The sequence below is a fragment of the Variovorax sp. 01T439_2 genome (genome assembly GCF_056398445.1).
In genome coordinates this window covers 1-5322 of the sequence record NZ_JBFTPJ010000571.1, presented here as the reverse complement: position 1 = coordinate 5322, position 5322 = coordinate 1, and the positions used below count along the sequence as shown (strand labels likewise).

Genomic DNA, 5322 nt, shown 5'->3' with positions numbered 1-5322 from the left:
GGCTCTGGGTCTCGCAGGGCTTCCGGCGCCTGAAGATGACCGTCGGTGGCCATGCGCTCGCGCGGCGCGACGAGCCGCGGCCCATCGACGAGGTCATTGCCGAGGACGTGCGCCGCGTGGCGGCCGTGCGCGAGGCGGTCGGTCCTGATGTGAAGCTGTACGTCGACGCCAACTGCGGCCTCGACCTGTTCCACGCGACCGAGCTCGCACGCCGCATCGAGCCCTACGGCATCAGCTTCTTCGAGGAGCCGCTCACGCAGAACGACGTGCGGCAGATGGCCCAGCTGCGCGCGCGCACCAGCATTCCGCTGGCCTGCGGGCAGAACGAAGGGTTGGCCTTCCGCTTCCGCGACCTGCTGGTGAACCAGGCGGCCGACGTGCTGCAGCCCAACGTGATCATCTCGGGCGGCTATTCGCAGTGCCTGAAGATCGCGGGCATGGCCGCGGCCTTCAACGTGCCGATCGACAACGGCGGTGCCTGGCCCTTCCACAACATGCACCTGCATGCAGGCGTGTCGAACGGCGGCATGGCCGAATACCACTACGTGGCCGTGCAGATGCTCAAGCAGGTCTTCGACGATCTGCCGGTGCCGCAGGACGGCTGGCTGCAGCTGCCCGAGACGCCGGGCCTGGGCTTCGCGCCCAATGCGGATCGCGTGCGCGAGCTCGCGAAGCTGCCCACTTCGCGCGGCAAGGGCAAAGCATAAAAATGGACGCCCCCCGAAGCGCCTTGGGCGCTTCCCCCCAATGGGGGGGGGCGCACCCGGCGGCCCGGCAAAGCCGGTTCCGCGGGTGCACTTGAACGAGCCGCGCAGACGGCGACTGACTGAGGATATTTGGAGACACGATGAAAAAAGCTACGGACCTTGCTCGCCCTGCACGCCGCCAGGCGCTGCGTGCCGCCATGGCCCTGGGCCTTGCGGGCGCGCTCGCCGCGCCCGCCGCCTGGGCCCAGAAGTACCCCGACAAGCCGATCCGCCTTGTGGTCGGCTATTCGGCCGGCGGCGGCGTCGATGCGGTCGCGCGCCTGCTCGGCACGCGCCTGTCGGCGGTGCTCGGACAGCAGGTGATGGTCGACAACCGCACCGGCGCCACCGGCATGATTGCCGCCGAATACGTCGCCAAGTCGGCACCGGACGGCTACACGCTGATGATGGGCGACAGCGCGCTGCTGGCCGCCAAGCTGCTGCAGCCGAAGGCGCCGGTCGATCCGCTCACCAGCTTCAGGCCCGTCGCGGGCGCCTTCGTCTCGCCGCTGGTGATCGTCACGGGCAACGACTTCCCGGCCAGGACGCCGGCCGAATTCGTGAAGGAGATCAAGGCCCGGCCGGGACACTATTCCTACGCCACCTCGGGCGTGGGCACGGTGCACCACCTGGGCTTCGAGATGCTCAAGCAGACCAGCGGCACGGAAAGCGTGCCTGCGCTGGCCGATGCGCTGCCGGGCTTCGACGTGGCGCCGCGCATCTTCGTGCTCGCACCCGCCGGCACGCCTGACGAAATCGTCGACAGGCTTTCGGCCGCGGTGAAGACCGTGCTCGACACGCCCGACGCCGGCGCCGCGGCAGCCGCGCAAGGCACGCTGCGCGCCTACGCCACGCCGGCGCAGCTCGGCAAGGACATGGCGGAGGAGACGAAGCGCTGGCAGCGCATCATTGCTGAGCAGAACATCGTGGCGGAGGGCAAGTAGATGGCACGGCCGCACCTGGGCCTGATCGTGCCGCCGGCCGCAGGCGCGGTGCCGGTGGACGGCCCGCTGCTCTACGGCGACCGCATCCGCTTTTCAGCAAGAGGCTTGGGACTCGGCGAAATCTCGACCCGCGGCTACACCGAAGTGATCGACTCGGTCGTCGACAAAGCGCTGGAACTCAAGGCAGAGGGCGCCAGCGCCGTCTCCCTCATGGGCACGTCGCTGAGCTTCTTCCGCGGCGTCGCCTTCACGCGTCAACTCCAGCGCGAGATGGAACAGGCGACGGAGCTGCCCTGCACGACGATGAGCGACGCCATCATCGCGGGCCTGCATCACCTGAAGGTTCGACGCGTGGCCGTCGCCACCGCCTACATCGACGAGGTCAACACGCAGCTGCGAACCTACCTTGAACAGAGCGGCTTCGAACCGCTGGCACTCGAAGGCCTGGCCATCTCCGATGTGCAGGCCGTGGGCCAGGTGCCGACCGAGGTGCTGGTCGACCTGTGCCTCAAAGTGTTCGAAGACCAGCTTGGTGCCGACGGCCTCCTCATCTCGTGCGGCGGCCTTGTCACGCTCGATGCCGTGCGCGAGGTCGAAGCGCGCCTGCAGGTGCCCGTGGTGTCCAGCTCGCCCGCGGGCTTCTGGGACCTCGTGCGCACCGCCGGGCTCGATGCGCGCTCGCCGGGGCAGGGCCGGCTGTTCGGCTGAACGTTCTCAGCCGAGCCAGCGGCCTACACGCGCCGTGTCGGCGAGTTGCCAGATGCGCTGGCACAGCGCCTTCGCCTCGTCGGCCGTGGCGCCCTCGCCGTAGTGTGCGAGGCGCTGCATCTTGTCCTCGATTTCGGCGCGGCTCAGGCTGTTGCCCGGGTCGCCCTTGGGCTCGTCGACGCGGCCGGCCAGCGTGCGGCCGTCGCGGGTCTGCACGCTGACCTTGCCGATCCAGCGCGCGGGGTAGGCGGTGTCGACCTCGGCGTCGAGCTCCATCGCCACCTTGTCGCGGAACGTGGCCACCTCGGGCGCGAGAAAGTCGCGGTCGAATTCGCCCAGGCCGGCGCGGCCGTGCACCGCGATCAGGCCCAGCACCGTGCCCATCGAGAACTTGCCCTGGTGCACGGTGGCCGGCACCGTGACGCGGCCCAGCACGTCGATGGCGCCCTGGTGCACATGCGCGGTCACGCGGGCCACGTCGCCATGCGCGAGCTGGTGCTCGCTCATCACCTGCAGCAGCGCATCGGCCGCGGGATGCGTGTGGCGGCACGAGGCGTGGTACTTGAACGAGGTTTCGGCCAGCGCCCAGCGCGTGCCGAGGCGGTCGGTGAGCCGTGCCGGATCGGCATCGCTCGACATGCCCACGCCCAGGCCCTGTGCGCCTTCGAGCACTTTCGCAGCGCCCGTGAAGCCGTCCTGCGCGAGGTAGGCCGACATCAGTCCGCTCGCGGCCGCATGCGCGCAGTGCAGCTGCTTGGAATCGGCCGCATCGCGCAGGAACTCCCACACGCCGGCCGATTGCGTGCCGGCCGAGCCGAAGGCGTGCAGCATCTGCTGCGGCGCGAGTTCGAGCAGCCGGCCCACTGCCGCGGCAGCCGCGAGCGTGCCCGCCGTCGCGGTGGTGTGGAAGGTCTTGTAGTGCGAGCGGCCGAGGAATTCGCCGACGCGGATGCCGACCTCGTAGCCCGCGACCACGGCCGTCAGCAGCTGCGCACCGCTGGCCCCGATGCTCTGCGCCGCGGCCAGCGCGGGCGCAATGACCACGGCCGCGGGATGGAACACCGAGCCGTTGTGCACGTCGTCCTGCTCCACGTAGTGCGAGGCCGCGGCATTGACCAGCGCGGCGAACACCGGTGAGGTGGTGCGGCGCGAGGTGAGCATTTCGCTCGGTCCCTCGGCCGGCCCCATCGTCTGCGCGAAGCGCTCGATGCTACGCACCGGCCGCGCCGTGCGCGCCGCGAGCACCGAGCCCAGCCAGTCGAGCATCAGGTCCTCGGTGCGGCGCAGCACGGGGGCGGGAATGTCCGCGGACTTGAGTTCGGCGGCGAAGGCGGCGAGATCCCGGCTGGGATGATTCGATGAGGTGGTCATGGAGTGCCTTCAGAAAGAACGCGGCAGGCCGAGCATGTGCTCCGCCACGTAGCTCAGGATGAGGTTGGTCGAGATCGGCGCCACCTGGTAGAGCCGCGTCTCGCGGAACTTGCGCTCGATGTCGTATTCGCAGGCAAAGCCGAAGCCGCCATGGAACTGCAGGCAGGCATTGGCGGCCTCCCAGCTGGCCTTGGCCGCCAGGTACTTCGCCATGTTGGCCTGCGCGCCGCAGGGCTCGCGCGCATCGAACAGGCGGCAGGCTTCATAGCGCATGAGGTTCGCGGCTTCGATCTCGATGAAGGCCTCGGCAATCGGAAACTGCACGCCCTGGTTCTGGCCGATGGGCCGGCCGAACACCACGCGCTCCTTGGTGTAGGCCGTGACCTTGTCGATGAACCAGTAGCCGTCGCCGATGCATTCGGCCGCGATCAGCGTGCGCTCGGCATTGAGGCCGTCGAGGATGTACTTGAAGCCCTGGCCCTCTTCGCCGATCAGGTTCTCGGCCGGGATCTCGAGGTTCTCGAAGAACAGCTCGTTGGTCTCGTGGTTCACCATGTTCAGGATGGGCCGCACCGTCATGCCTTGGCCGATGGCCTCGCGCAGGTCGACGATGAAGATCGACATGCCTTCGGATTTCTTCTTGACCTCCGCGAGCGGCGTGGTGCGCGCCAGCAGGATCATCAGGTCCGAATGCTGGATGCGCGAGATCCACACCTTCTGGCCGTTGATGACGTAGCGGTCGCCCTTCTTCACGGCCGTGGTCTTGATCCTGGTGGTGTCGGTGCCGGTGCTGGGCTCGGTCACGCCCATCGACTGCAGGCGCAGCTCGCCAGTGGCGATGCGCGGCAGGTAGTTGCGCTTCTGCGCCTCGCTGCCGTGGCGCAGCAGCGTGCCCATGTTGTACATCTGGCCGTGGCAGGCGCCCGAGTTGCCGCCCGAGCGGTTGATCTCTTCCATGATCACCGAGGCTTCGGTGAGCCCGAGGCCGGAGCCGCCGTACTCCTGGGGAATGAGCGCGGCCATCCAGCCGGCTTTGGTGAGCGCGTCGACGAATTCGGCCGGGTAGCCGCGGGCCTCGTCGATCTTGCGGAAGTACTCATTGGGAAACTGCGCGCACAGGTCGCGCACGGCGTCGCGGATGTCGGCGAAGCGGGTCTCGTTGTGGTTGTTCATCTCGTTCAATCCTGGCGCGGGCCGCCAGCTTCCTTTTCGACGCGCTGCCAGATCTCGATGGCCATCGGGTCGTCGATTTCCTCGAGGAGATGGCCCACGAGCCCGATGGCGCGCGCCATCACGCCGAGGCCGCGGATGATCTTCCACGGAAAGCCGAACTCGGCCGCAATCGCGCCGATGGCGCCCGTCGCATTGATGGGCAGCGACTTGCCCGAGGCGCGCTCGGCCTCCTGCTGCACCGCCTGCATCAGCGCGACGTAGTGACCCGAGAGGCCGTTCTCCTCGGCGATCTGGAACAGGCGCGGCGTGCGCGGATCGATCGGCTTGTGCAGCGGATGCCCCAGGCCCGGCACGATCTGCTTGCGCGCGCGGTGATCGGC

At 68.7% G+C, this 5322-nt stretch carries 6 protein-coding genes; 3 read left to right on the top strand and 3 right to left on the bottom strand.

Going from position 1 to position 5322, the window contains the following annotated elements:
• The 3 genes from AC1DOC_RS23490 to AC1DOC_RS23480 form a co-directional block, all read left to right on the top strand.
• The coding region (locus AC1DOC_RS23490; protein WP_478130589.1) for a mandelate racemase/muconate lactonizing enzyme family protein at positions 1–707 on the top strand (707 nt) is incomplete at its 5' end.
• Between the two features lie 140 nt (positions 708–847).
• Positions 848–1690: a tripartite tricarboxylate transporter substrate-binding protein gene (locus AC1DOC_RS23485; RefSeq protein WP_478130588.1), complete on the top strand. Its 843-nt coding sequence runs from the start codon at positions 848–850 to the stop codon at positions 1688–1690.
• Positions 1691–2398, top strand: coding sequence for an arylmalonate decarboxylase (locus AC1DOC_RS23480; protein ID WP_478081150.1), 708 nt, complete (start codon positions 1691–1693; stop codon positions 2396–2398).
• Positions 2399–2404: 6 nt separating this feature from the next.
• Here the strand turns inward: AC1DOC_RS23480 and AC1DOC_RS23475 are convergent, their stop codons facing one another.
• From AC1DOC_RS23475 to AC1DOC_RS23465, 3 genes are all read right to left on the bottom strand, one after another.
• Positions 2405–3769 carry an MmgE/PrpD family protein gene (locus AC1DOC_RS23475; protein ID WP_478081149.1) on the bottom strand — a complete coding sequence of 455 codons (1365 nt, stop codon included), beginning with the start codon at positions 3767–3769 and terminating at the stop codon, positions 2405–2407.
• Between the two features lie 9 nt (positions 3770–3778).
• Positions 3779–4942, bottom strand: a complete 1164-nt coding sequence (locus tag AC1DOC_RS23470; protein ID WP_436042819.1) for an acyl-CoA dehydrogenase family protein — start codon at positions 4940–4942, stop codon at positions 3779–3781.
• Positions 4943–4947: 5 nt separating this feature from the next.
• A partial coding sequence (locus AC1DOC_RS23465; RefSeq protein ID WP_478130587.1) for a citrate/2-methylcitrate synthase occupies positions 4948–5322 on the bottom strand: 375 nt, incomplete at its 5' end.

Excerpts from the sequence above, each read along its gene's own strand:
- AC1DOC_RS23485 (WP_478130588.1), top strand. The coding sequence starts at position 848 with ATGAAAAAAGCTACGGACCTTGCTCGCCCTGCACGCCGCCAGGCGCTG.
- AC1DOC_RS23470 (WP_436042819.1), bottom strand. The coding sequence starts at position 4,942 with ATGAACAACCACAACGAGACCCGCTTCGCCGACATCCGCGACGCCGTG.
- AC1DOC_RS23475 (WP_478081149.1), bottom strand. The coding sequence starts at position 3,769 with ATGACCACCTCATCGAATCATCCCAGCCGGGATCTCGCCGCCTTCGCC.
- AC1DOC_RS23480 (WP_478081150.1), top strand. The coding sequence starts at position 1,691 with ATGGCACGGCCGCACCTGGGCCTGATCGTGCCGCCGGCCGCAGGCGCG.